26 protein-coding genes are annotated in these 24966 nt (G+C 60.8%); 12 read left to right on the forward strand and 14 right to left on the reverse strand.

Annotation, left to right across the window (positions count from 1 at the left end; genetic code table 11):
• Positions 1-186 precede the first annotated feature (186 nt).
• On the reverse strand, positions 187-906 hold the full coding sequence (locus QO005_RS14135) for an SH3 domain-containing protein (RefSeq protein WP_307158702.1): 720 nt from the start codon (positions 904-906) through the stop codon (positions 187-189).
• Positions 907-1279: 373 nt separating this feature from the next.
• Here QO005_RS14135 and ubiG point away from each other — a divergent pair, with 373 nt between their 5' ends.
• Entirely contained in the window at positions 1280-2044 is a 765-nt protein-coding gene (ubiG, locus tag QO005_RS14140) for a bifunctional 2-polyprenyl-6-hydroxyphenol methylase/3-demethylubiquinol 3-O-methyltransferase UbiG (RefSeq protein ID WP_370878076.1), read from the forward strand.
• 54 nt (positions 2045-2098) lie between these two features.
• Here the strand turns inward: ubiG and QO005_RS14145 are convergent, their stop codons facing one another.
• Genes QO005_RS14145 through QO005_RS14165 form a run of 5 tightly spaced genes read right to left on the reverse strand, consistent with a single transcriptional unit; the run spans position 2099 to position 5057 of the window.
• Positions 2099-2686 carry a DUF3291 domain-containing protein gene (locus QO005_RS14145; RefSeq protein ID WP_307158703.1) on the reverse strand — a complete coding sequence of 196 codons (588 nt, stop codon included), beginning with the start codon at positions 2684-2686 and terminating at the stop codon, positions 2099-2101.
• A complete protein-coding gene (locus QO005_RS14150) occupies positions 2686-3114 on the reverse strand; it encodes a DUF1178 family protein (protein WP_307158704.1) in 429 nt (142 codons plus the stop codon). The genes QO005_RS14145 and QO005_RS14150 overlap by 1 nt, the downstream gene beginning before the upstream one ends.
• The gene (locus QO005_RS14155; protein WP_307158705.1) at positions 3111-3968 is read right to left on the reverse strand and encodes a carbon-nitrogen hydrolase family protein; all 858 of its coding nucleotides are present in this window, start codon (positions 3966-3968) and stop codon (positions 3111-3113) included. Before QO005_RS14155 ends, QO005_RS14150 begins: the two co-directional genes overlap by 4 nt.
• A gap of 42 nt (positions 3969-4010) precedes the next feature.
• On the reverse strand, positions 4011-4265 hold the full coding sequence (gene grxC, locus QO005_RS14160) for a glutaredoxin 3 (protein WP_307158706.1): 255 nt from the start codon (positions 4263-4265) through the stop codon (positions 4011-4013).
• A 45-nt stretch (positions 4266-4310) separates the two neighbouring features.
• Entirely contained in the window at positions 4311-5057 is a 747-nt protein-coding gene (locus QO005_RS14165) for a ComF family protein (RefSeq protein WP_307158880.1), read from the reverse strand.
• 287 nt (positions 5058-5344) lie between these two features.
• Between QO005_RS14165 and QO005_RS14170 the strand changes: the two genes are divergently transcribed.
• Complete coding sequence (locus QO005_RS14170) at positions 5345-6220, forward strand: methyltransferase domain-containing protein (RefSeq protein WP_307158707.1); 876 nt, start codon at positions 5345-5347, stop codon at positions 6218-6220.
• 174 nt (positions 6221-6394) lie between these two features.
• Here QO005_RS14170 and secA read toward each other — a convergent pair whose 3' ends face one another.
• The gene (gene secA, locus QO005_RS14175; protein WP_307158881.1) at positions 6395-9094 is read right to left on the reverse strand and encodes a preprotein translocase subunit SecA; all 2700 of its coding nucleotides are present in this window, start codon (positions 9092-9094) and stop codon (positions 6395-6397) included.
• Positions 9095-9306: 212 nt separating this feature from the next.
• On the opposite strand from secA, the gene QO005_RS14180 reads away from it, so the two are divergent.
• The 6 genes from QO005_RS14180 (at position 9307) to QO005_RS14205 (ending at position 13755) form a co-directional block, all read left to right on the forward strand.
• Positions 9307-10170 (forward strand): peptidylprolyl isomerase, encoded by an 864-nt coding sequence (locus QO005_RS14180; protein WP_307158708.1) that lies wholly within the window; start codon positions 9307-9309, stop codon positions 10168-10170.
• Between the two features lie 89 nt (positions 10171-10259).
• Positions 10260-11501: a bifunctional glutamate N-acetyltransferase/amino-acid acetyltransferase ArgJ gene (gene argJ / locus QO005_RS14185; RefSeq protein ID WP_307158709.1), complete on the forward strand. Its 1242-nt coding sequence runs from the start codon at positions 10260-10262 to the stop codon at positions 11499-11501.
• Positions 11501-12286 carry a GNAT family N-acetyltransferase gene (locus tag QO005_RS14190; RefSeq protein ID WP_307158710.1) on the forward strand — a complete coding sequence of 262 codons (786 nt, stop codon included), beginning with the start codon at positions 11501-11503 and terminating at the stop codon, positions 12284-12286. The genes argJ and QO005_RS14190 overlap by 1 nt, the downstream gene beginning before the upstream one ends.
• Complete coding sequence (mutT, locus tag QO005_RS14195) at positions 12286-12699, forward strand: 8-oxo-dGTP diphosphatase MutT (RefSeq protein ID WP_307158711.1); 414 nt, start codon at positions 12286-12288, stop codon at positions 12697-12699. The genes QO005_RS14190 and mutT overlap by 1 nt, the downstream gene beginning before the upstream one ends.
• Before the next feature lie 415 nt (positions 12700-13114).
• The gene (locus tag QO005_RS14200; protein WP_307158882.1) at positions 13115-13435 is read left to right on the forward strand and encodes a hypothetical protein; all 321 of its coding nucleotides are present in this window, start codon (positions 13115-13117) and stop codon (positions 13433-13435) included.
• A 143-nt stretch (positions 13436-13578) separates the two neighbouring features.
• On the forward strand, positions 13579-13755 hold the full coding sequence (locus QO005_RS14205; protein ID WP_307158712.1) for a Flp family type IVb pilin: 177 nt from the start codon (positions 13579-13581) through the stop codon (positions 13753-13755).
• Between the two features lie 153 nt (positions 13756-13908).
• On the opposite strand, the gene QO005_RS14210 is transcribed toward QO005_RS14205, so the two are convergent.
• Positions 13909-14781: a 3-hydroxybutyryl-CoA dehydrogenase gene (locus QO005_RS14210; protein ID WP_307158713.1), complete on the reverse strand. Its 873-nt coding sequence runs from the start codon at positions 14779-14781 to the stop codon at positions 13909-13911.
• 481 nt (positions 14782-15262) lie between these two features.
• On the opposite strand from QO005_RS14210, the gene QO005_RS14215 reads away from it, so the two are divergent.
• A complete protein-coding gene (locus tag QO005_RS14215) occupies positions 15263-17719 on the forward strand; it encodes a methyl-accepting chemotaxis protein (protein WP_307158714.1) in 2457 nt (818 codons plus the stop codon).
• 448 nt (positions 17720-18167) lie between these two features.
• On the opposite strand, the gene QO005_RS14220 is transcribed toward QO005_RS14215, so the two are convergent.
• The 5 genes from QO005_RS14220 to QO005_RS14240 all read right to left on the reverse strand — a co-directional run bounded on the left by QO005_RS14220 (position 18168) and on the right by QO005_RS14240 (position 21715).
• The gene (locus QO005_RS14220) at positions 18168-19097 is read right to left on the reverse strand and encodes an electron transfer flavoprotein subunit alpha/FixB family protein (protein WP_307158715.1); all 930 of its coding nucleotides are present in this window, start codon (positions 19095-19097) and stop codon (positions 18168-18170) included.
• 23 nt (positions 19098-19120) lie between these two features.
• Complete coding sequence (locus QO005_RS14225; RefSeq protein WP_307158716.1) at positions 19121-19870, reverse strand: electron transfer flavoprotein subunit beta/FixA family protein; 750 nt, start codon at positions 19868-19870, stop codon at positions 19121-19123.
• A 172-nt stretch (positions 19871-20042) separates the two neighbouring features.
• Positions 20043-20621 (reverse strand): cob(I)yrinic acid a,c-diamide adenosyltransferase, encoded by a 579-nt coding sequence (locus QO005_RS14230; RefSeq protein WP_307158717.1) that lies wholly within the window; start codon positions 20619-20621, stop codon positions 20043-20045.
• 25 nt (positions 20622-20646) lie between these two features.
• On the reverse strand, positions 20647-20844 hold the full coding sequence (locus QO005_RS14235) for a twin transmembrane helix small protein (RefSeq protein WP_307158718.1): 198 nt from the start codon (positions 20842-20844) through the stop codon (positions 20647-20649).
• Positions 20845-20857: 13 nt separating this feature from the next.
• Positions 20858-21715 (reverse strand): SDR family oxidoreductase, encoded by an 858-nt coding sequence (locus QO005_RS14240; RefSeq protein ID WP_307158719.1) that lies wholly within the window; start codon positions 21713-21715, stop codon positions 20858-20860.
• A gap of 123 nt (positions 21716-21838) precedes the next feature.
• Between QO005_RS14240 and QO005_RS14245 the strand changes: the two genes are divergently transcribed.
• Positions 21839-22735 carry a YihY/virulence factor BrkB family protein gene (locus QO005_RS14245; protein WP_307158720.1) on the forward strand — a complete coding sequence of 299 codons (897 nt, stop codon included), beginning with the start codon at positions 21839-21841 and terminating at the stop codon, positions 22733-22735.
• On the opposite strand, the gene gluQRS is transcribed toward QO005_RS14245, so the two are convergent.
• Positions 22694-23581 (reverse strand): tRNA glutamyl-Q(34) synthetase GluQRS, encoded by an 888-nt coding sequence (gluQRS, locus tag QO005_RS14250; protein WP_307158721.1) that lies wholly within the window; start codon positions 23579-23581, stop codon positions 22694-22696. The two genes, QO005_RS14245 and gluQRS, sit on opposite strands and share 42 nt — an antisense overlap.
• Positions 23582-23626: 45 nt before the next feature.
• Here gluQRS and QO005_RS14255 point away from each other — a divergent pair, with 45 nt between their 5' ends.
• Both QO005_RS14255 and QO005_RS14260 read left to right on the forward strand, forming a co-directional pair.
• Positions 23627-24274 carry a DNA-3-methyladenine glycosylase family protein gene (locus tag QO005_RS14255; protein ID WP_307158722.1) on the forward strand — a complete coding sequence of 216 codons (648 nt, stop codon included), beginning with the start codon at positions 23627-23629 and terminating at the stop codon, positions 24272-24274.
• Between the two features lie 106 nt (positions 24275-24380).
• On the forward strand, positions 24381-24938 hold the full coding sequence (locus QO005_RS14260) for an HNH endonuclease (RefSeq protein ID WP_307158723.1): 558 nt from the start codon (positions 24381-24383) through the stop codon (positions 24936-24938).
• Positions 24939-24966 lie beyond the last annotated feature (28 nt).

The raw sequence follows: 24966 nt of genomic DNA on the forward strand, positions 1-24966 counted from the left end.
ACCTCACCATCCATCGCCAACCTCCAAAAGTTAGCGTTGAATCTGATTTGCGCCTCAAAGGGAATCCCAAACCATTAATTTGTCACTACAGCCTAACTCGGCACCTTGTAAATCGACAGATTATAAAAAAGGCCTCCGGCGATTTTGTATCGCCGGAGGCCTTTTCGATTTTCGCAGACGGTTTCCCTACTGATTGTCCACCGGCGGCTTCACCCAAGGCGGCGGCGGACGGCGATCGGCGCCGGGGGGCGGGCTGCCCGGCGGCGGAGGCGGCGGCCTGCGATCAGGGCGCTCTGCCTGCGGCGGCGGACGACGATCCGGTCGATCCATATCCTGCGGCGGGCGGCGATCCGGACGGTTCATATCCGGTGGCGGACGCCGGTCGGGGCGATCCATGTCCGGCCCACGCCGGGGATCGCGGCGATCCCAGTCGCCCGGACGGCGGCCATCCATGGGCGGAGGCGGAAGACGGTCATCGCCGCGATGCCAGACCGGCGGGGCCGGGGGAGCGCGCCGCCAGCGGTCACGCTCACGATAAAAATCGCGGCCTCTATAATAACGGTCCCAATAATCGCCGACGCTGAAGGTAATGATCGGAATACCGAGCGGACGATAGTAATCGGGGTCTACGTAGATGCGGCGTTCGGCATAGACGGTCTGGAGATAGCTTCCGGAAATCCAGCCACGATAACCGGCATAGGCCACATCGCACCAATTCGCGGTGGCCAGACATCCATAGATATCCACCCGGTTCCCGGCGGGCACGACGAGGACCGGAGGATATTGCGTGCTGGGCCCAGCCCTGAGATTAACATTGGCGGTGGCGACGGCCTGCGCGGCCTGCGCCGCGACCGGCAAGGCCACGGCCATCAGGCCGGCAAGCGCCGTGAGATAAACCGGTTTCATGATGTTTTCATCTCCCTTGAAAGGCGGAATCGAAGACACGATCCCGGCCAGACCCCACTCGTGCCCGGGAAAACGGCAGTAATAAGACCCCGCTCCCCCCGTAATCGCATCGTTGCGAAAGTGCTTGTAAACGCGATGGATCGATGCTTGTTCCGCCCACCACCCCTGGCAGCGAGGTGGAACGGATGTCGCACCCCTTGACTTTGGAGGGCGATCGTCCGACTTCACTGGATGAATTTCGAGGCAAACGGCTCATTCGATTTCGGTTCGAAGACGCAATGAGCAAGGCGATGGGATAGTCCGCTTGAACAGGGCAGGCACCCACCCCTGAAAGGCACGGTCTTTCAGGCATGAGGAGACGATGATGAGCGACATGGGCGCAAACTTGGGCGCAACGGCAAAGAGCACCATCGACCAGACGGAAGTGGACCGTTTTTCCGCCATGGCGGCGGAATGGTGGGATCCGACCGGCAAGTTCAAGCCGCTGCACAAGATCAATCCCGTGCGTCTCGCCTATATTCGCGACAAGGTCTCGGAGAATTACGGTCGCGATCCGCTCTCGCACAAGCCGCTTTCCGGCCTGCGGATCCTCGATATCGGCTGCGGCGGCGGGCTGCTTTCCGAGCCGATTGCCAAGATGGGAGCCAATGTGCTGGGCGCGGATGCCTCGGCCAAGAATATCGGTATTGCCAGCACCCATGCCGCCCAAAGTGGCGTCAGCGTGGATTACCGCGCCATCACCGCAGAAGCGCTGGCAGAGGCGGGTGAAACCTTCGACGTGGTGCTGAACATGGAAGTGGTGGAGCATGTGGCGGATGTGGAGTTCTTCATCTCCACCTGTGCCTCCATGGTGCGCCCCGGCGGCATGATGCTGATCTCCACCATCAACCGCACCATGAAGGCAGCAGCACTTGCCATTGGCGCCTGCGAATATGTCCTGCGCTGGCTGCCACGCGGCACCCATCAATATGAAAAGCTGGTGCGCCCGGAAGAGCTGGAAAGACCGATTCTTGCCAGCGGCATGCAGGTGGTGGAAACCACCGGCGTCTTCTTCAATCCCTTCCAGAACCGCTGGAACCTCTCCAGCGATACGGATGTGAATTACATGATGCTGACCAGGCGGCCTCAATCTGCATAACTGCGCTACCCTGGCCAAACTGGGGGCTGCACTCCCTTTTTAAAAACGCTTCTTTTATACAGGCAGCGTAAGCACCGCTTCCAGAAGATCGGCCTGACGCTTCAGGTTCGAGGCTGAAATCGCCTTGACTCGCCCTCGATCAATGCTGGCGGGCAGCCCGAAGGGATCAAAAGCTGTCTTGAATGTGAAGGCAAAGGCGGACGGTCCGTGATCCGCCAGATGCTCCAGCCGCATCACCGCATCCCGCCAATCAGGCTTTGAACCTGCCTTAACCCACCAAAGCACCAGCGGTGGCCAGGACTGCTTCTGGTTCCAATGCCGCGCATTCTTCAGCGCATCCGCATGCACACCGGAGTAGGTAAACGCCATCAAGCTTTCCAGATCGTGCCAGAGAGAAAGCGACGATGGACCGGACTCGAAACCGCTCCCCTCAATGAAGCGGGGAAAAACCTGCAAACCCCAGCTTTCCGGCCCGGGTTCCCCTTGATAGCCAGACCGCGCAACAAAACCTTCAGAGCGCAGAGCCGCTTGCCAGTTGAAAGGCTCCCGGTGCAAAAAGCCGTCGATACGCGGATCACCGGACGGGCCAACATGGAGGCCGAAATTATAGATGGCAAGGTGATGACCGGTCCCACCAGACATCAATTCGCATCGTCCGGCAGGAATGGCAGGGGCGCAACCTCGATCCCCTCTTCGATCAGCGACCGCGCCTCATCGGGGCTGGCCTGGCCGATAATGCCGCGGGCGTCGGCTTCGCCATAATGGATCTTGCGGGCCTCCTCGGGAAAGCGCTCGCCCACATCCTCGCTATTGGCCTTGATGGCCGCCACCGCTTCCTTCAGCTTCAGATAGGCCTCGCGCTGCGCCTGGTCAAAGGCGACCATCTGGCGCTCTTCCTTCTTGCGCGCCGTGGCGACGGAAGGGGCCATCAGCATCTTGGAAATGGCTGTCGATGCACACATCGGACAGGTGAGAAAACCGCTCTCCTTCTGGCGCTCGAAATCGGCGCTTTCGGAAAACCAGCCTTCAAATTCATGCCCCTGGTCGCAAATCAACTGGTAGCGGATCACGCGGTCAGGCCCCCTTTCGCCAGAGCCGGAAGTGTTTCGAGATTGAAATCACGCGCATTGCGCAAATTGGGAATCCGGGCTCGCGCCGCAGCGGATGCGGCAATATCGACCTCCGCCACCAGCACGGCCTCGCCCGCCTCCGGCCCCTCCGCCAGAATCCGGCCCCAGGGATCGATGATCAGCGAATGCCCGTAGGTTTCGCGCCCATCCTCATGCTTGCCGCCCTGGGCGGCAGCAATGACGAAGGCGCCGTTTTCAATGGCCCGTGCCCTGAGCAGAATATGCCAATGCGCCTCGCCGGTCTGGCGGGTAAAGGCGGCAGGAACGGTGAGGATTTCCGCCCCCGCCACCGCCTCGGCGCGAAAAAGGGCGGGAAAGCGCACATCATAGCAGATCGCGAAGCCAAGCCTTGCGAAATCGAGATCGATAACGCGGGCCTCCTTGCCCGGCGTATAGGCCGAGCTTTCCCGCCAGCTTTCCCCATTCTCCAGATCGACATCGAACATGTGGATCTTGTCATAAGTGCAGGCAAGCCGGCCCCGGGGATCGAACAGGAAACCACGATTGGCAATCTTGCCATCGCCCCGCGCAATGGCCGTGGAACCGACATGCACATGAATGCCGAGTTCAGCGGCAAGGCTTGCGGCGCTCCTCGCGATGATGTCGCTGTCCTGGTCCCGCAAAATGGCGGCCAGCGCTGCCCGGTCGCGTTGCAAGGCGCCGGTCATTTCCGGCGTCTGCACATAGATCGCGCCTTTGGCTGCGGCCTCGCGCACCAGCCGCGCCATGGTCTCGGCATTTCGCTCAGGATCCGTGCCCGAACACATCTGGATGGCCGCAAGCTTGACTGTCATCTCATCGTCCTTCCGGGATCAGCCGTCCGCCCCGCCTTCGGTTCAGGCCGCCAGCATGGGATCCAGCTTCCCATTCCGGTCCAGCGCATGCAGATCATCGCAACCGCCGATATGGGCACCACCGATGAAAATCTGCGGGAAGGTGTTGCGGCCGGATTTTTCCACCATCTCGGCTCTCAGTTCAGCATTGCCCGTTGCGTCGATTTCCTGGAAATCGACGCCCTTGCCCTTCAACAGCGCCTTGGCGCGGGCACAGTAATCGCAATATTGCCGCGTATAGATCAAAACGGAAGCCATGCGCATCTCCGGCTCAAACAAGAGGATTTCAGAAAAACAGACCTGTCATATAGGCGTGGATAGCGCCATTGCAAAGGTCAAAACCGAGACCTTTGCCGCCCCTGCCCGCTTCAGGGCGCGGGCTGCAGCATTGACGGTGGCGCCGGTGGTATAGACATCATCGACCAGCAGCAGGTGACGGCCCGCCACCCCTTCCCGATCCCGCACCTGAAAAGCGCCGCGCACATTGTCAGCCCGGCCTTTCTTGGTCAGGCCCACCTGCTTCTCCGTCGCCTTTACCCGGCGCAGCAGCAGGGGCCGAAAGGGCAGCCCGGCTTCCCGCGCAAGCCAGCGGCCAAGCTCGGCGGACTGGTTATACTGGCGGGAAAACAGGCGCCAGCGATGCAAGGGCACCGGTATGATGACCTCGGCATCGGGCAGAAGGTCGCACCCCGCTCTCGCCATCCATGCCGCCATCAGCGGCGCGAGATCGGTGCGATCGGCATATTTCAGGCCATGCACCATGTCGCGCACCACGCCGTCATGCACGGCCACCGACCTCAGCCGGTCGAAGGCGGGCGGGTTGGCAATGGCTTCGGCGCTCACCATGCCTTCGCCGGGATCATAACTGAAAGGCAGGCCGAGCACGGCGCAATAAGGCTGCTCAATGAAGCGCACCGAGGCCCAGCACGGCGGACAAAGACCGACACCTTCGGCCAGCGGCAGGCCGCATCCGGCACAACCCGGCGGATAGATCAGGTCGCGGCACGCATGGCCGAGGCGCTCAAACCCGCGCAAGGACCGATGCGCCATCCGGCCCATGCCGGTCAGCACCGCATGTCCACTCCATCCGCCTGCCGTTTCCCGCATCAGCCCATTCCCGCAACCAAAGGGTGTTATACTCTCCATTCCCGCTGCTTGGAACAGGGGCAGCCAAAGCCGACGGAAAAAAAGCTTCACCCGCCTGCCCCAAATGCCTTAGAGAGTCTTCGTACTTCCGGACGGAAAACCGGTTCCCACTTTTCCTGAAAGTACTCTAAACAAAGTCGGGACAGGCCACCTCCGCCACAAAAGCCCGACAACCAGCGAAATAAAGCCCCATGGAACAGATCTTTGACGCCAACCTGCTTGCCCGCAACCGGGAGCGCGCCTTTATCCGGCATGGCGGCGAAGCGGGCTTCCTGCTCGACATCGTCGCCGAAGAACTGGCGGAACGGCTGGCCGTGGTGGAACGGCATTTCGAGGATGCGGCAGAATTGCACGGGCTGGATGGCCGCGTGGCCGAAACCTGCAAACGCACCGGGCGGATCGGCCGATTGCAGCGGATCGAGACGAGTGACGTCTTTTCCAGCCCCGGCCTGCCGGTTACCGAGGCACCGCTGGAAACGCTGCCGCTTGTACCGCAATCGATCAATCTGGCACTGTCGCCGCTGTCGCTGCATCTGGCCAATGATCTGCCCGGCCTGCTCATCCAGATCCGCCGTGCCCTGAAACCGGACGGCCTGCTGCTGGCCGCCGTGGCAGGCGCGGGAACGCTTGGCGAACTGCGCGACGTGCTGCTGTCCACCGAGGCGGAATTGACCGGCGGCGCAAGCCCGCGCGTCATTCCCTTCGCCGATGTCCGCGATCTGGGCGGGCTCCTGCAACGGGCAGGTTTTGCACTGCCCGTGGTGGATGTCGAAGATTACACGGTGCGGTATGATTCGCTTTTTCCGCTGATGCAGGACCTGCGCGCCATGGGCATGGCCAATCCTCTGCTTGGCCGCAGCCGCAAACCGATCAGCCGCGCCTTTTTCCTGCGCGCCGCCGAGCTTTACGCCGAGCGCTACAGCGACCCCGATGGCCGCATCCGCGCCACCTTCTCGATCATCTACGTCTCCGGCTGGGCACCGGATGCCAGCCAGCGCAAGCCACTGAAACCCGGCTCCGCCACCACGCGGCTGGCGGATGTGCTGCGCCGGGCGGAAGACCTATAATACCAAGGCTCGAAGATGCTAACGCATCCTCGCCTTGAAAGAATTTCGAATATCTCAAATGCACCAATGGCTTGAGATATTCGAAAGGGGAATACGATGAGTCATTTTCAATGACTCATCCTATAAAAAGGGCGGGTAAAAACCCGCCGCCTTTCATCAGATTTGTCAGGTCAATCAGGCGATCAACGCGCCGTGGCAATGCTTGAACTTCTTGCCGGAGCCGCAGGGGCAAGGCTCGTTGCGGCCAACGCGGCCCCAGGTGGAGGGATCGGCGGGATTGCGGTTTTCCGGCGCGACAACGGCCTCCGACGCGGCAAACTCGTTCTGACCTGTCAGCGGGTCCTGATGCACGGCTTCCATCACCGGCAGCGTCGGCTCGGGCGGGGCTTCCCGCACGATTTCCACCCGCATCATCTGCGCCGTCACCGCTTCGCGCATGTTGGCGAGAAGCGCCTGGAAGAGTTCGAACGCTTCGGCCTTGTATTCCTGCAGCGGATCGCGCTGGGCATAGCCACGGAAACCGACGACGGACCGCAGGTGATCGAGGTTGACGATATGCTCGCGCCAGAGATTGTCGATGGTCTGAAGCAGCACGGAACGCTCGATATAAGCCATGATTTCCGGCCCGAAGCGCTCGGTCTTGTCGGCCATCACATCATCGGCGGCCTTCTTGATCCGCTCGACGATGTCGTCTTCGGCAATGCCTTCTTCCGTCGCCCATTCCTCGACCGGCAGATCGAGATTAAGGAGGTTGGCGACAGCCGCCTTCAATCCTTCCACATCCCACTGTTCAGCATAGGCGCGTTCCGGAATGTGGGTGCGCACGATGGTGTCGATCAGTTCGTGGCGCATGTCGGTGACGGTTTCGGTCAGGTCCACCGCATCCATAAGCTCCAGACGCTGTTCGAAGATGACCTTGCGCTGATCGTTCAGCACGTCGTCATATTTCAACAGGTTCTTGCGGATGTCGAAGTTGCGCGCTTCGACCTTCTTCTGGGCCCGCTCCAGCGCCTTGTTGATCCAGGGATGGACGATGGCCTCGCCTTCCTTGAGCCCCAGCTTCTGCAGCATGCTGTCCATGCGGTCGGAGCCGAAGATGCGCATCAGGTCGTCCTGAAGCGACAGGTAGAATTTCGAGCGGCCCGGGTCACCCTGACGGCCGGAACGGCCGCGCAGCTGGTTGTCGATGCGCCGGCTTTCATGGCGCTCGGTGGCGATGACGTAAAGACCGCCAGCGGCCAGCGCCTTTTCCTTGAGTTGCTTGACCTCTTCGCGGATCGCCTGTTCCCTGGCATCCCGCTCCGGCCCCGGCTCCATGCCTTCCAGTTCCCGCTCGAGGCGCATGTCGATATTGCCGCCGAGCTGGATGTCGGTACCACGGCCAGCCATGTTGGTGGCGATGGTCACGGCCCCCGGCACACCGGCCTGGCTGACGATATAGGCTTCCTGCTCGTGATAGCGGGCGTTCAGAACCTGGAATTTGTCGAAGCCGCTCTTGCGCAGCATGGTCGCCAGCAGTTCCGATTTCTCGATGGAGGTGGTGCCGACCAGCACCGGCTGGTGACGCTCATGGGCGGCCTTGATCTCCTCGATGATCGCCTTGAACTTCTCCTCGAAGGTCCGGTAAACCTCGTCATCCTCGTCGATACGGGCAATCGGCAGGTTGGTGGGCACTTCCACCACGTCGAGGCCATAGATGTTCTGGAATTCCTCCGCTTCCGTGGCGGCCGTACCGGTCATGCCGGCCAGCTTGTCGTACATGCGGAAGTAATTCTGGAAGGTGATGGAGGCCAGCGTCTGGTTTTCCGGCTGGATCGTCACCTTTTCCTTGGCTTCCAGCGCCTGGTGCTGACCTTCCGAATAACGGCGGCCCGGCATCATGCGACCGGTGAACTCGTCGATGATGACGATTTCGTCATTGCGGACGATGTAGTCCTTGTCGCGCTGGAAAAGCTTGTGGGCCTTCAGCGCGTTGTTGATGTGGTGGACGATGGCGACGTTCTCGACATCGTAGAGCGAGGCGCCCTTGAGCAACCCCGCCTCTGCCAGAAGCCGCTCCAGCTTTTCGGTGCCGGCTTCGGAGAAGTTGGCCGAACGCTGCTTTTCATCGATTTCGTAATCTTCCTCCGTCAGCAGCGGAATGAAGGCGTCGATGGTGTTGTAGAGATCCGAGCGATCGTCCAGCGGGCCGGAAATGATCAGCGGCGTGCGCGCCTCGTCGACGAGAATGGAGTCCACCTCGTCGACGATGGCGTAGTTATGGCCTCGCTGAACCATCTGCCCACGCTCATATTTCATGTTATCGCGCAGATAGTCGAAGCCAAGCTCGTTATTGGTGGCATAGGTGATGTCGCAGGCATAGGCCGCGCGGCGCTCCTCGTCATCCATGCCATGCACGATGATGCCGGTGGTGAGGCCGAGAAAGCCGTAGAGCTTGCCCATGATGGTGGCGTCGCGGCGGGCAAGATAGTCGTTGACGGTCACGACATGCACGCCCTTGCCGGAGAGCGCGTTGAGATAGACGGCGAGCGTCGCCACCAGCGTCTTGCCTTCGCCCGTCTTCATTTCGGCAATGGCGTTTTCATGCAGGATCATGCCGCCGATCAGCTGCACGTCGAAGGGGCGCATGCCCAGCGTACGGCGCGCGGCCTCGCGGGCCACGGCAAAGGCGGGGATCAGAAGATCGTCCAGCGTCTTGCCATTCTTGAGCTGTTCCCGGAATTCCGCCGTCTTTCCGGCAAGTTCCGCATCGCTCAGCGCCTTCATGCTGTCTTCGAGCGCGGTGATGGCGGCGACGCGCGGGCGGTGGCCCTTGATGCGCCGATCATTGGAGGAGCCGAAGAGTTTGCGGGCAAGCCCACCGAGACTGACCATGTTCATGGTCCTTTCTTATTCCGTCACAAGGTTCACGCATTTGCGTGCCGCTCCCGGAAACTGCTCTGGACGCGGAGTTGCGTGACAGATAAGAGGGGGGTCGAATTATGTCAACGGGACAGCACGCACCAGAAGCGCCACATTCCAGTGCTTTTGAGTGTTTTCGAACCGATTGACGGTGTCGATTGGCCTATCAACCGAAGGGTTATTTCATGCTTCGTTCCCATAAACTCGTGCTGACCGCCTGTGCGGCCCTGACGATGTTCGTTTCCGCTGCCTGCGCCGAGGATGCCGTGGTGGCCAAGGTCGGCAACCTCGAAATTCATCAGTCCGAGCTCGATCTGGCCATGGCCAATCTCGACCCGCAATTCGCCCAGATGCCCGATGAACAGAAGAAGGTGGCCGCCCTTTCCGGCGCCATCGACGTGAAGCTTCTGGCCGGCAACGCCATCACCGAAGGCATGAAGGACGATCCGGCCTACAAGCAGCGCATGGCCTTCATCGCCGACCGCGAACTGCACAATGCCTACTTCAAGAAACATGTGGTGGACACCACCACGGATGCCGAGGTAAAGGCCCGTTACGAAAAGGAAATCGCCGCCCTGCCGAAGGAGCAGGAGGTGCATGCCCGTCACATTCTGGTCAAGACCGAGGATGAGGCAAAGGACATCATCAAGCAGTTGGATGCCGGCAAGGATTTTGCCGAACTCGCCAAGGAAAAGTCGACCGATTCCAACAAGGATGACGGCGGCGATCTCGGCTACTTCACCAAAGGCCGTATGGTTCCTGAATTCGAGGAAGCCGCTTTTGCGCTGAAGCCCGGCACCTACACCAAGACCCCGGTGAAGACGCAGTTCGGCTATCACGTCATCAAGGTCGAGGACCTGCGGGATGCACCGCCGCCCTCCTTCGACGACGTGCAGCAGCAGGTTCGCCAGCTTGTCATGCGCGACAAGTATCTTGCCCTTCTCGAAAAGGCGAAGAGCTCCGAAAAGGTGGATATCCTCGATCCGGCCCTGAAGAAGGGCTATGAGGACATCAACGCCCAGCAGCAGCAGACGCCGCCGCAGCAATAAGCCGATCGGCCTCAAGGCCGCCTTTGAGCAAAGGCGGCCTTTCCCTTCCTGAACAGTCTCAGAGTTTTCCAGCGAGCAGCGCCAGATCCATGTCCGCGACCGTCTCTCCCCTTGCCCCGAAGCATTTTGCCGACATGCCCGCCATCCGTGGCGTGGCCATGGCCACCGCCGCCGCCGGCATCAAGTACAAGAACCGCACCGATGTGCTGCTGATGGCGTTTGACCGCCCGGCAAGCGTCGCAGGCGTCTTTACCCGGTCGAAATGCCCTTCGGCGCCGGTGGATTTCTGCCGCAAGAACCTGCCGCACGGCGTGGCGCGTGGCGTCGTGGTCAATTCCGGCAATGCCAATGCCTTTACCGGCGTCAAGGGCCGCGCCGCCACGGAACTGACGGCGCAATCCGCCGCTGCCGCGCTTGGCTGCGCGGAGCATGAAATCTATCTCGCTTCCACCGGCGTGATCGGTGAGCCGCTGGACGCCACCAAGTTCGCAGGCGTGCTGGGCGAGATGGCCAGCACCGCCAAGGGCGATTTCTGGCTGGAAGCCGCCAAGGCGATCATGACCACGGATACCTATCCGAAGGTCGCCACCCGCAGCGCCGAGATCGGCGGCATCACGGTGACGATCAACGGTATTGCCAAGGGTGCCGGCATGATCGCGCCCGATATGGCCACCATGCTCTCCTTCGTGGTCACGGATGCCGATATCGCGCCCGCCGCCTTGCAGCAACTGCTCTCCGAGGGCGTTGGCCCGAGCTTCAATTCCGTCACCGTCGACAGCGACACCTCCACCTCCGACACGCTGATGCTGTTTGCCACGGGCGCTGCCGCCGATGACGGCCAGGTGCGCGTCAACGCCGCTGACGATCCGCGCCTTGCCACGTTCCGTGCGGCCCTGAACGACCTTCTGAAAGATCTTGCCTTGCAGGTGGTGCGGGATGGCGAAGGTGCGCGCAAGATGGTGGCTGTCACCGTCAAGGGCGCCGAATCCCATGCCGCCGCCAAGCGCATTGGCCTGTCGATCGCCAATTCACCGCTGGTCAAGACGGCCGTGGCCGGCGAGGACGCCAATTGGGGCCGTGTCGTCATGGCTGTCGGCAAGTCCGGCGAAGCGGCGGACCGCGATCGTCTCGCCATCTGGTTCGGCGATGTGCGCGTCGCCGTCCATGGCGAGCGCGATCCGGATTATTCCGAGGCCGCCGCAACAGCCGTGATGCAGCAGGAAGATATCAGCATTACCGTCGATATCGGCCTCGGCTCCGGCGAGGCCACGGTCTGGACCTGCGATCTGACCAAGGAGTATGTTGCCATCAACGGAGACTACCGGAGCTGATGGTCTTGATCGAACGGATCTCACAGGACGCCAACCTGCCGCAGGTGCGCCGCCTGGAAGCGGTGAGCTTTCGCGCCTGGCCGGCAGCTTCGGTCCATTATGACGGCAGCTGGCAGATCCGGCTGACGGGCGGATACCCGTCCAAGCGCGGCAATTGCGTCGTTGCGCTGGATCGCTCCGACATCAGCGATATTCGCCTGCGGCTGGAAAAGGCGGCGCGCAAGTTCGAATCCTACGGGCGGCCGATGATCTTCCGGGAAACGCCGCTGGCGGCGCCGCAAATCATCGAGAGTCTCAAGGAAGACGGCTGGCAGCGTTTCGAGGAAAGCCTGGTGATGACCCTCGATCTCGCCGCTCTGGACGGGCACGACGGCATGGACCATCTGCCGAGCCATGATATCGGCCGCTTCGTGGATGCCAGCCTCACCCTGCATGGCGAAGATCCGGCGCTGAAGCCGGGCCTTGCCGAACTGATCGGCAATATCAAGCCGCCCTATGGCCTGTTTCTGAAGGAAGTGCCAGGCAATGGGCCTGTCGCTGCCGCGATCTGCGTGCAGGACAATGATCTTGCCGGCCTGCTGCAATTGGTGGTGGATGGCGCCCATCGCGGTCAGGGCGAAGGGTTCGAGATGACCTATGCGGCGCTCCGCTGGGCGCGGATGCGCGGCGCACGCCTTGCCTGGCTGCAGGTGGTGGCCAGCAACACGGCTGGCCTTGCCCTCTATCGCAAACTCGGTTTTCGGGAAGCCTATCGCTATTGCTACTGGCGGCCGGAGGCGCAGTGATGGCGGATCGGCAGCGTTCCATTCTGCTGGTTGCCGCCTGCGCGCTGATCGATGCCGATGGCCGCATTCTCCTGGCTCAGCGCCCCGAGGGCAAGAACCTTGCCGGTCTCTGGGAATTTCCCGGCGGCAAGGTGGAACCCGGCGAAACGCCGGAAGAATGCCTGATCAGGGAGTTGCAGGAGGAACTGGGCATCAGCACCAAGATCCCCTGCCTTGCGCCGCTGACCTTCGCCAGCCACAGCTATGAAACCTTTCATCTGCTGATGCCGCTTTATGTGTGCCGCCGTTTCGAAGGCGTGGCGCAGGGCCGCGAGGGACAGGCCCTGAAATGGGTGCGGCCGCGGGATCTGCGGGACTATCCCATGCCACCGGCAGACGAGCCGCTGATTCCCTTCCTTCAGGACCTGCTTTAGGGTGTGTGGGGATTCAGTTTTGGGTGAGGCGAAAACGGTGATTTTCGAGAACCGGAGCGGAGTGTACTTGAGTACATGAGCCTAGGTAAGCACAGGAAATTGCCGTTTGCAGCCCGCCCAAAGCTGAATACCCACACACCCTAGAGCGTTTCATTGTTTCACGGAAGCATTGAAACGCTCTAAGCCTTTGTTTTTACGCATTTCCTGACGGAAAACCGCTACGCACTTTTCCTGGAGATGCTGTAAATCCTTGCGGTTGGAGTAAGGCAACGGGCTTATCCGGACAAGATAAAGCGCAAAAAGAAGCATCCAACGGTGGGAAAGTCACCCTTTCTTATCTCCGATTAACATAAAGTTAATCTCCCAACCGGCATTATTCCGGCATCATGCAGATACGCATGTGAGGATCACGATGATGGACGAGGATTTTCAGAAGATCCGCGAGCGCAAAAGGCGCGCGGCTTCCGGATCCGGCAGAATAGGCGTTTTGAATCTCGCGCTGCTGTTCGCAGTGGCGGCGATTGCGCTGTCGCTCGTCCTCACACCGATGCTCTCCGACGGCATCGGCAAGAAGCACATGGCCTTCCAGCCGCCAGAGGTTGACAGCATGAGCACCGGCTCCATTCCGGTCGAGCGCGATGCATCCGGCAAGCGTTACACCATCCGCCGCTCCATTCTGCAATCGACACCGGGTTCGGTGTGCATCATCGATCATGTCGGTGGCGATAGCTGCTGATAGAAGAAACTTGCGCCCGCGCTATTACCCCCGGATTTGGGTAGATTCGCAGGCTATTTTTATGTCTTTACCACTTTATTGTGGATTTATGGGATTGTAGAACGACGAAACCGCCAATGTGGGGCATATGGCGAGGGGGCAAAATGCGAAAATTGAAAACTTTCCTGGCGCATGACCAGGGCGCGACCGCGATTGAATATGGCCTTATCGCGGGCCTTATCGCCGTCAGCCTGATTATCGGGCTTGGCATCTATTACGATGCGATGATCAAGATGTTCGAATACATCGTCACCACGGTCAACACGGCGCTCGGCTTGTAGAGCATAATCCGACCGGAGTGAAACGAGGACGAATAAGATTATGCTTCAAAAATAAAACGTTAGAGCGCTTTTCGATCTGATTGAATCAGATCGAAAAGCGCTCTAACACCAAGGATCATTGAAAATGACCCTTGGCGTCCCCCGCAAGTTGTTTCAGCGGGTCGGCACCGGCGTTTCGCCGCGATAATCATAGAAACCGCGGCCCGATTTGCGGCCAAGCCAGCCTGCTTCCACATATTTCACCAGCAGCGGACAAGGCCGGTATTTGCTGTCGGCAAGCCCGTCATGCAACACCTGCATGATGGAGAGGCAGGTATCGAGCCCGATGAAATCCGCCAGTTGCAGCGGCCCCATGGGATGGTTGGCGCCGAGCCGCATCGCGGTATCGATGGCTTCCACTGAGCCGACGCCCTCGTAGAGCGTGTAGATTGCCTCATTGATCATCGGCAGCAGGATACGGTTGACGATGAAGGCCGGAAAATCTTCGGCCACGGTAATCGTCTTGTCCAGCGAGCGCACGAAGGTCTTGGCGGCCTCGAAAGTCCCTTCTTCCGTGGCAATACCGCGGACCAGTTCCACCAGCTTCATCACCGGCACCGGGTTCATGAAATGAATGCCCATGAACCGCTCCGGGCGGTCGGTCGCGGCGGCAAGCCGGGTGATGGAAAGAGAAGATGTGTTGGTCGCCAGAATGGCTTCCGGTTTCAGGATCGGGCAGATCTGGCCGAAAATCTTGCGTTTAACGCTTTCGTCCTCCGTCGCGGCCTCGATGACAAGATCGCAGGACGCCAGATCCTGCACATCGTCGCTGCCGGAAATATGCGAAAGCGCGGCCTGACGTTCTTCTTCCGTCAATTTTCCGTGACTGACCTGCCGGGCCATATTGCCGTTGATGGTGGCGAGACCTGCCTCGATCCGGTCCTTGGACAGATCATAAATGGCCACCTTGTAACCGGCAGCCGCGCAGACATGCGCAATACCGCACCCCATCTGTCCGGCGCCCACAATTCCAATAGATTTGATCATCGCACTTCTTCCACCTTGCTGGCCGGCACCTTGGGAGGGGCTCGGTGCGCCGAGGTTTACCGGACTTATCCCGGCATCCCAAAGCAGTTTTCCGCTCCCATTCCCGGATGTAGTGCCCGGATATTGGGATAGTGTGCTGCACCGCGCTTTTCCAGTCCAGCCCCCGCGTGAAGGAACAGGACGAAAGCCTTGGACCTGTTTAGCCATATCTTAAAACCCTTGGATTATCGTGGGCGCAATTCGGTCGACCTGACGGAGGAGGGCTGTCGGAGCTTGATCCTTTCAAACCCATTCCGGCGGGATGACGGGATGGAACGACTGGGTCGCAAACAGACGTGACAGCGCTGTGCTCAAGGGCCGAAGACTGACGTCTGCCAGGGACAGGAAGGGCCAGTTTCCCGGGCATACGGCAGCAAAGCATCATTGACCCGGCCTTTCCAAACGAAACCGGCAGGGACTGGACGTTCGAGGGAGAACAGGAATGCGGATTGCGCGGAAATTGCCGCTTTTCGTTTGTGCGGTGACGATCCTTTCAGTGGCAGCGGCCAGTTGGGCCGCCTTGCTGCAAAGCTCGGCGCTGGTCAGGCAGGAAGTGATGCAGAAGCTCGAGGCCACCGCCGATGGACGGCGCAACGAGGCCCAGCTTTATTTCGAGAATGTCATTACCAATCTGCGCGCCTTTGCGAGCATTTCCACCACCGGCGAGGCTCTTTACAAATTCAAGGGCGACTGGCGCTATCTCGGCCAGACGCCCAAGGAAACGCTGGTCGACCGCTATATCACCAACAATCCCAACCCCGCCGGGCAGCGCCTGATGATGGATACGGCGCGCGTCGACACCTATGACAGCAACCATACGAAATTCCATCCGCTGATGCGCACCGCGCTCCAGCAATATGGCTATTCCGATATCTTCCTGATCGACCCCAAGGGCAACATTCTCTACACCGTGCAGAAAAACGGCGAATATGCCGCAAACCTTGCCGATCCCGCCCTGAAAGACGGGCCGATTGCCGCCGTCTACAACCAGGTGGCCAAGAGCGACGACAAGATGGCCTATGCCCTGTCGGATTTCACCACATCACAGCTGACCAAGCAGGTCGTGGCCTATCTGGCAACGCCGCTCTTCATGGGCGACCTGAAGCAGGGCGTGCTGGTGGTGGCCATTCCGGCAGACCGGCTGAGCGCCATGTTCGCCAATCGCACCGGTCTGGGACAGACGGGGGAAACCGTTCTTCTCGATTCCGCAAGCCGTATGGTCACCGAATCGGCGCTGACGCCGGACAACGACACGCTGAGCCGCAAGATCGACACACCCATCGTGGCGGCAGCGCTCAAGGGCGACAAGGCCTCCGGGCAGATGGAAGGCTACCGCGACATGGAAAGCTATGCCGCTGCCGTGCCGCTCTCCTTTGCCGGTCATACCTTTGCCGTGGTCGCCTTGATGGATGAGCGGGAAGCCCTCGCCAGCATCGGCCAGTTGCGCAACACCGTGATGCTGATCGCGCTCGGTCTGCTGATCATCGCCCTCACCGGCGCCATCCTGTTCTCCCGCAGCCTCACCAGCCCGATCCGCGATCTGGTGGAGCAGATGATGCGGCTGGCCGGTGGTGATACCGCCGTGACCTTCAAGGGTGAAAGCCGCAAGGACGAAATCGGCGACATGGTCCGCTCCGTGGCCGTCTTCCGCGATGCGGCCATCGAGAAAAATCGTCTCCAGCAGGAGGCGGAGCATGACCGCAAGGCAACCGAAATCGAACGTCAGGCCCGCGAAGCCGCCCGCAACGAGGAAACAGCCCGTCTGCAGCAGGCCGTCGACATTCTGGGCGCAGGGCTCCAGCGCCTGGCCGCCGGTGACCTGACCACCACCATCGACACGCCTTTCATGGAAGGGCTAGACCGGCTGCGCACCGACTTCAACGATTCGATCCGCCGTCTGGCGGGCACGGTGCAGACGCTCGCCGGCAACGCCGCCTCGATCAACGGCACCGCCTCCAACATGGGTGCGGCCACCCATGACCTCTCGCGCCGCTCGGAACAGCAGGCAGCCTCGATCGAGGAAACCTCCGCCGTGATCAGCCAGATCATGGAAGCGATCCGCGCCTCGACGGAACGGGCTGCCAATGCCCGCCGCATGGTGGCCGATGCCAAGCTCTCCACCGAAAAATCCGGTGAGATCGTCGGTTCGGCCGTGGATGCCATGGGCCGGATCGAGGAAGCCTCTGCGGCAATCTCGCAGATCATCAATGTGATCGACGAGATCGCCTTCCAGACCAACCTTCTGGCGCTGAATGCCGGTGTCGAGGCCGCCCGCGCCGGTGAGGCAGGCAAGGGTTTTGCCGTGGTGGCGCAAGAGGTGCGCGAGCTGGCGCAGCGTTCCGCCAAGGCTGCAAAGGAAATCAAGGATCTGATCAGCAAATCCGGAGAAGCCGTCAAAACCGGCGTCAGCCTGGTGCGCAATACCGGTTCGGCCCTGGGCGACATCGCCACCAAGGTGGCCGACATCAACGAGGAGATCAGTTCCATCGCCGAAGCTGCCGGGGAGCAATCCGAGAGCGTGCGCGAAATTTCCACCGCCATCCGGCAGATGGAAGAGGTTACCCAGCAGAACTCGCAGATGGCGGAACGCACCAATTCCGACATGGCACGGCTTTCCAAGGATGCCGAGGCCCTTTCGGCCCTGGTGGCGCAGTTCCGTCTGGATGCACAGCAGGCAGCGTCCCTCACCCCGCCGGTTGCTCCCGTCTCGAACCCGGCCCCGATGGCGCCCAATGGCGCCCAGCCGGTGAAAAAGCGCTCGCCCTTCGTCAAGCCCGCCAGCGAGACCAATCGCCCGAGAACCTCGCCCGCCCGAGCGCTGATGGACAAGCTGACCACCGGCTTCCAGAAGTCGAGCAATGGATCGGCGCAGGCCGAGGCGAATTGGGAAGAGTTCTAGAGCAATGTCCCGAGAAAAGTGTAGTCACGGTTTTCCGTCCGGAAATGCGTAAAAACAAAAGCTTAGAGGACATCCGGTGAACCCGTGTTTACCGGACGTCCTCTAGGGTCAAAACTCAATCAGGATGGGTGTTCTGCAAGGCGTATTTTGTGTCTGAGTAGGAGGAAAGGTGCAGGAAATGCCGATCATTTTCAAACCTTTCCGACGCCCGCAGGCGCAAAATACGCCTTGCCCGAAGGGTTGAGCGGGATGGGCCGACTGATTGCGAACAATGCTCGACAAGGCCTCAGGGCCTTGCCTTGCGCTTGTTCGCGGCCATTCAATCCCATCCCGTTCAACAGAATACCCATCCTGATTGAGTTTTGACCCTAAGCCGGAAGGTAACGCAAAACCAACAAAAAAGCCGCGCCCGGAAGCGCGGCTTTTTGATTTCCGTAACGATGGCCGATCAGAGCGCCTTTTCAAGCTCCGGCAGGGCTTCGAAGATATCCGCAACGAGACCGTAATCGGCAACCTGGAAGATCGGCGCTTCCTCATCCTTGTTGATGGCGACGATGACCTTGGAATCCTTCATGCCCGCCAGATGCTGGATAGCGCCGGAAATGCCGCAGGCAATGTAGAGTTCCGGGGCAACCACCTTGCCGGTCTGGCCAACCTGCCAGTCGTTCGGTGCATAACCGGCATCGACGGCAGCGCGCGAGGCACCCACCGCAGCCCCCAGCTTGTCGGCCAGCGGCAGGATCACTTCCTTGAACTTGTCCGAGGAACCAACGGCACGGCCACCCGATACGATGATCTTGGCCGAGGTCAGTTCCGGACGCTCGGACGCCGACAGCGCATCCGATACGTGGCTGGAAAGACCCGGATTGGCCACAGCCGCAACGGCTTCCACCGCTGCCGAACCACCCTCGCCCGCAGCGGCGAAGGAGGCCGTGCGCACGGTGATGACCTTCTTGGCATCGGTGGACTGCACCGTCTGAATGGCATTGCCGGCATAGATCGGACGCTTGAAGGTATCGGCAGAGACGACCTCGATGATTTCCGAAACCTGCATGACATCGAGAAGGGCGGCAACACGCGGAGCCACATTCTTGCCAACCGTGGTGGCAGGCGCGATGATCACGTCATAGGCACCGGCCAGCGACACGATCAGGGCCGCCAGCGGCTCTGCCAGGCTGTGGGCGTAGTCGGCGCCATCGGCCAGCAGCACCTTGGAAACACCGGCAAGCTTTGCGGCGGCATCGGCAGCAGCCTGGGCGCCGGACCCGGCCACCAGCACATGCACATCGCCACCGATCTCAGTGGCTGCCGTCAGCGCCTTGGCGGTCTGGTCGGAAACCGACGCGTTATCGTGTTCAGCGAGAAGAAGAATAGCCATTTTGAAACTCCCTGTTCCGCTGGTTAGAGGACGCCAGCTTCGGTCTTGAGCTTCTCAACCAGCTCGGCAACCGTCTTGACCTTGATACCGGCCTTGCGGCCACCGGGCTCTTCGGTCTTCAGAACCTTGAGACGCGGCGCGATATCCACGCCGAGATCGGCGGGCGACTTCTTGTCCAGCGGCTTCTTCTTGGCCTTCATGATGTTCGGCAGCGAAGCATAGCGCGGTTCGTTCAGGCGCAGGTCAGCGCTCACCACGGCCGGAAGCTTGACGGCAATGGTCTGGAGACCACCATCCACTTCGCGGGTGACGTTGGCGGAACCGTCGCCGAGCTCGATCTTCGAGGCAAAGGTTGCCTGGCTCCAGCCGAGAAGGGCGGCCAGCATCTGGGCCGTCTGGTTGCTGTCGTCATCGATGGCCTGCTTGCCCGCGATCACCAGACCCGGAGCTTCAGCTTCAACGATCGCCTTCAGCAGTTTGGCCACGGCCAGCGGTTCCACCACATCGTCGGTTTCCACCAGCACGGCGCGATCAGCTCCCATGGCAAGCCCGGTGCGCAGCGTCTCTTCGGCCTTGGCCGGGCCGATCGAGACCACGATCACCTCTTCCGCCTTGCCCGCTTCCTTCAGGCGCAGCGCCTCTTCCACGGCGATTTCGTCGAAGGGGTTCATCGACATCTTCACATTGGCAAGCTCGACGCCGGTGCCGTCCGGCTTCACGCGGATCTTGACGTTATAGTCAACAACCCGCTTCACGGGCACTACGATCTTCATGGGGTCCTTCCTTGCTTCAGTCGCGGTGCAAAATGCGGTAAATCTCTGCGGCGCGATGGTCGGTTGGCGACATCGATACGCATTTTTCCCACAAATACAATCTTGAGCTCACTCCTCCTGAGAGTGATCCCTGTCTAGATAACTTTTACGTTCACGTCAATATTTACCCGCATCAGCGGTTCTTGCCCGGCACCCAGAGCACGTCGGCCCTGCCGACATCATTGAGGTAGCGGGCGGCGACAAACAGGAAATCGGAAAGCCGATTGGCATATTTCAGCGCCGGAGCGCTGACTGTTTCCCCATCCACCTGCATGAGGTCGACCATGATCCGCTCGGCGCGGCGAATGATGGTGCGCGCGAGATGCAGATGCGCCGCCGCCGGTGTTCCACCGGGCAGCACGAAGGATTTCAGCGGTTCGAGATGCATGTTGAGACTGTCGATTTCCTGCTCCAGCCTGTCCACCTGCGACTGGACGATGCGAAGCGGCTCCCAGGAGAGCGCCGCCCCCGTCTCCGGGGTGGCCAGATCCGATCCCAGATCGAAAAGATCGTTCTGGATGCGCAGCAGCATGTCATCCACCGGCTCCAGCCCCTCCGTATAGAGACGCGCCATGCCAATGGCGCTATTGGCCTCGTCGATGGTGCCATAGGCTTCCACGCGCAGGTCGTGCTTGTAGCGGCGCGGGCCGCAGACGAGCGCCGTCGTGCCGTCATCGCCGGTACGGGTATAAATCTTGTTCAGTTTGACCATGGGAAGAGACTATCCAGAAATTGGCTCAGCGACCGCCGCCGGTGATCCACAGCGTCAGCATGATCAGCAAGACGGCGATAGCCTGCAACAGCACGCGCGCCTGCATGAGCTTGTTGGAGCGGTTGGCGTCGCCCGCCCGCATCATGTTGATCAGGCCGCGCACGAGCACAAGAGCCACGAGGCCCATGACGATGACGGCAAGAACAGTGGTTACGGTGGACATGAAAAATCCAGTCCTAATCGAGTGATCGCATGATCCGGTAAAAAAGGTCTGCCGGCAAAAGCCGCTTCAGAATTGCCCCCTGCTTTGCCGGTGTGGTGACCAGATAATGTGGGCGGGGGCGCGGTGCGGTCAAGGCGTGTTGCAGCACTTTATGCACGGCATCCGGGCCAAGCTTGTGCCGGTTCGGCTTGCCTGTGCCCTCCAGCCGGGCCAGTTGCTTGCGGTAATCCTCGGCATGGACAGAATTTTCAAGATCGATATGGCGCTTGATCATCGTCAACGCATTGGCGGTAAAGCGGCTGGCGATCGGACCGGGCTCGATGAGGCTGACGAAGACGCCGCTGCCCTCCAGTTCCATGCGCAGCGTCAGAGACAGGCCCTCCAGCGCATATTTCGAAGCCGTGTAGGCCCCGCGCCAGCGATAGGGCAGAAGCCCGAGAATGGAGGAGCATTGCACGATACGGCCCGCCCCTTGCGCCCGCATCACCGGCACCACGCGCCGTGTCAGATCGTGCCAGCCGAAGAGATTGGTTTCGAACTGCTCGCGCAGCGCCGCAGTCGGCAAGTCTTCCACGGCACCGGCCTGACCATAGGCGCCGTTGTTGAACAGCGCATCCAGCCTGCCGCCGGTGCGCTCCAAAACGGTCTCTACCAGCGCGGCAATACTGGCGTCATCCCGGTAATCCATCACCAGCGCTTCCAGCCCGTCCTGTTCCAGAGCAGCAAGATCGTCAGGATTGCGTACCGTGGCGAAAACCCGCCAGCCTTCCGCCTTCAGCGCCCGCGCACAATAAGCGCCGATGCCGGAGGAACAGCCGGTGACGATGATGGATTTTTGAGTGTTTTTTTGTGTTTCCGGAGGGAAAACCACTTTCCCCTTTTCCTGGGAAAACTCTCGATCCTGCATTTTTTACCCGCTCCCGCTGCCACGCTCTTTCAAACAATCTGGTCTTTCCCATATTCCTTGTGGAACAGGAAGGTAAGTGGAGATGAAATGCGGGATTATCTTGGCAGACTATACAAGGTGGCCTGGGACGCGATCTGGCATTTCACCGAGGATGACGGCTGGGCCATGGCCAGCCATGTGGCGCTGTCCACGCTGCTTGCGGTCTTTCCCTTTCTGATCTTCGGTACGGCGCTGGCGGGATTTCTCGGCGCAAGTTCCTTTGCCGACACCGCCATTCATTTCATCTTCGATACCTGGCCGGAGGATATCGCCAAGCCGATCTCCGAACAGGTGATCCAGGTGCTGACCATCCCGCGTGGCGGCCTGCTGACCATTTCCGTGCTGGCGGCGGCCTATTTCGCCTCCAACGGGGTGGAAGCGCTGCGCGCCTCGCTGAACCGCGCCTATCGCGTCACCGAAACCCGGCCCTGGTATTTGACCCGGCTGATCAGCATGGGCTTCGTGCTCATGGGGGTTCTGGCCTTCGCCATGATCAGCGTTCTGCTGATTGCGGTGCCGATTGCCCTGCGCTTTGCCGAGCAGAAATTCCCGCTCCTGAAGGAAGCGCTCTCGATCATCTCCAACTGGGGCGTGCTCGGCACGCTCATCATGCTGGCGGTGGGGCTGACCATTTCGCATCTGTGGCTACCCGCCGGGAAAAGACGGCTGATCGACGTGCTGCCCGGCATCTGCCTGACGCTGCTGCTGTGGATCCTTGGGGCGCTTGCCTTTGCGGCCTATCTTTCCACCTTCGCCAATTACGCCGCCACCTATGCGGGCCTCGCCTCCATCATGGTGGTGCTGGTGTTTCTGTACATGCTCGGCGTGCTGTTCATTATCGGCGCGGAGTTCAATGCGGCGCTGATGAAATTCCAGGGCGTGCCCCGGGCGCGCCGGGGTCTGTCACGCGACAAATCCGAGGATGCGGCGGAGATCGGCCGGTGACCGCCCTTCTGCCCGCAACTGCCTGATGCCTGCCGACCCCTCGCTTTTCGAGAGCTTGCGGCCATCCGCCCCCAGCACCAGCCGGTGATGATGATAGACGGGCGGCGCGATGCCGAGAAGCGCCTGCAGCAGGCGCTGTACCGAGGTGGCATGGTAAAGATCGCGCCCGCGCACCACCTCGGTTATGCCCTGCAGCGCATCGTCCACCACCACGGAGAGATGGTAGCTGGAGGGCGCATCCCAGCGCCAGAGAATGACATCGCCCCAGGCGGCGGGATCGGCGGCAATCCGTTCAACATTGCCGCTGCCGGTTTCTGTCCACAACAACGGGGCATCTATCCGTGAGAGAGCCCGCGCCATGTTCAGACGCAGGGCGTGACGTGCCCCGGCCTTGATCCGCCTTGCCGCCTCCGCCGGATCGAGACCGCGCTCCTGCAGCGGGTAATGCAAAGCACCATCGGGATCGCGCGGCCATCTGCCGCCTTGCGCCTCAAAAGCCTGCGCTTCCGCCTTGATGTCGCTGCGGCTGAGAAAGGCCGGATAGACGAGACCCATCGCCTGCAGACGCGCCAGCGCATCCCGATAGCTATCAATATGCTCGGACTGGCGGCGAACGGGCATCTCCCAACTGAGCCCCAGCCACGCCAGATCCTCGTAAATGGCCGCTTCGAACTCAGGCGTCGAGCGCCCCGGATCGATATCCTCGATACGCAGCAGGAAACGGCCACCGCAGGCCTTGGCCCGCTCGGCATTCAAAAGAGCCGAAAGCGCATGACCCAGATGCAAAAAGCCGTTGGGACTGGGAGCAAAGCGAAAGCAGGGGTTTTGACGGGGCGGCGCGGTCATGCTTTCTTCCTGCCCGATTTCAACGATCAGGAAAAGAGCGCCAGCGTGCAGCCCATTCAATCAGAAGCGGATATCGAGCGCGGGCTTTCGGCGCTTTTGGCCAGCGATCCACGGCTGGAAGCCATTGCCGCCGGGGCCGGGCCGCTGCCGCTCAGGCTTGCTGAGCCCGGCTTCGGCGGGCTGGCCTACATCATCGTTTCGCAAATGGTCTCGCGCGCCAGCGCCACGGCCATCTGGAGCAGGCTTGCCGCCGCCATGGGAACGCCCACGCCCGAAACCTATCTCGGCCTTGGCGAGGAGGCACTGGCCTGCGGCCTGTCCCGCGCCAAGTACCAGTGCCTGACAGCTCTCTGCGAGGCGATCATCGACGGCAGCCTCGATCCGCTCGGCGTGCTGACCCTGCCAGCGGAGGAAGCCATCGCGACCCTTTGCCGCATTCGCGGCATCGGGCTCTGGACCTCGGAAGTCTATCTGATGTTCTGCGGCGGCCACCCCGACATCTTCCCGGCAGGCGATGTCGCACTGAGGATCGCACTTGGTCAGGGGCTTGGCTTCGAGGAGCGCCCCGATATCCGCAAAACGGCGGCAGAAGCACGCGCCTGGCAGCCCTGGCGATCGGTGGCGGCCCGGCTGTTCTGGGCCTATTATGCCAGCCTGACCCATCGGGATGCAGCCCCAACAACCAGTGTATAATGGCTTCGACAAAAGTGACCTGGGGCTATTCCGAGGGGGGCTTCACAATCCTGTAACAGCAGGCCTAATATAGGTAAGCAGATGCCGAATCGATCAGGAGAATGCCTTGACGATTGCAGTCTCACCACAGTCCTTGCCGGCGCTCGTCCTGAACGCTGATTACAGGCCACTGAGTTATTATCCCTTGTCGTTATGGTCCTGGCAGGACACGATCAAGGCGGTGTTTCTTGACCGGGTCAACATCATTGCCGAATATGATTATTCGGTGTGTTCACCCAGTTTCTCCATGAGGTTGCCCAGCGTCGTCAGCCTCAAGACCTATGTGCAGCCGACGCGAAACCCCGCCTTCACCCGCTTCAACGTTTTTCTTCGCGACAAGTTCGAATGCCAGTATTGCGGCTCCCGCGATGATCTGACCTTCGATCATGTCATCCCCCGGGCCCATGGCGGGGAAACCACCTGGGAGAATGTCGTGGCCGCCTGCTCGCCCTGCAATCTGCGCAAGGGCTCGAAGCTTCCCCGGGAAGCGGCCATGTTCCCGGCGCAGAAACCCTACCGCCCGACCGTTCAGGATCTCCACAACAACGGCCGCCTCTTCCCGCCCAACTATCTGCATGAAAGCTGGGTGGACTATCTCTACTGGGATTCGGAACTGCAGCCCTAAAGCACGTTGCGGCTTATCAGCCTCATGC

This window comes from Allorhizobium paknamense (genome assembly GCF_030815125.1).
In the GTDB taxonomy this organism is placed as follows: domain Bacteria; phylum Pseudomonadota; class Alphaproteobacteria; order Rhizobiales; family Rhizobiaceae; genus Allorhizobium; species Allorhizobium paknamense.